The 772-nt window shown below is 57.4% G+C and carries 1 rRNA gene; it reads right to left on the bottom strand.

The window, feature by feature from the left end:
* Nucleotides 1–772, bottom strand: a 23S ribosomal RNA gene (locus VQ03_RS24810); the annotation flags it as partial.

The following is a 772-nucleotide window of genomic DNA, read 5'->3' as shown; positions in this document are numbered from 1 at the left end:
GCCGTGTGTCTCCCGTGCAGTGCTCTTGCGTATTCGGAGTTTGGTTGAGTGCGGTACCGCTGTGGGCGGCCCTAGCCCATCCAGTGCTCTACCCCGCAAGGCATTCACACGAGGCGCTACCTAAATAGCTTTCGCGGAGAACCAGCTATGTCCAGGTTTGATTGGCCTTTCACCCCTAACCACACGTCATCCAAGACCTTTTCAACGGGCACTGGTTCGGACCTCCAGTGCGTGTTACCGCACCTTCATCCTGCGCATGGCTAGATCACCTGGTTTCGGGTCTAGAGCCACGAACTGAACGCCCTGTTCAGACTCGCTTTCGCTGCGCCTTCGCCTACCGGCTTAAGCTTGCTCGTAACTCTAAGTCGCTGACCCATTATACAAAAGGTACGCGGTCACCCAGAACGCATCTTGGGCTCCCACTGTTTGTAAGCATCCGGTTTCAGGAACTGTTTCACTCCCCTCGTCGGGGTGCTTTTCACCTTTCCCTCACGGTACTGGTTCGCTATCGGTCGCTGAGGAGTACTTAGGCTTGGAGGGTGGTCCCCCCATCTTCAGACAGGATTTCACGTGTCCCGCCTTACTCGTGTCCTGGCATTGGCTTGTCCCGTACGGGGCTGTCACCCATCCTGCCGGCCATTCCAGGCCGTTCCGGTAAGCGTCATGCCAGGCGCTGGCCTGGTCCGCGTTCGCTCGCCACTACTGACGGAGTCTCGTTGATGTCCTTTCCTCCGGGTACTGAGATGTTTCAGTTCCCCGGGTTCGCTTCAAA

The sequence above is a fragment of the Methylobacterium tarhaniae genome (assembly GCF_001043955.1).
GTDB classification, from domain to species: Bacteria; Pseudomonadota; Alphaproteobacteria; order Rhizobiales; family Beijerinckiaceae; genus Methylobacterium; species Methylobacterium tarhaniae.
Note: the sequence above shows the minus strand (reverse complement) of the source record. Positions and strands in the feature narration are given on the sequence as shown.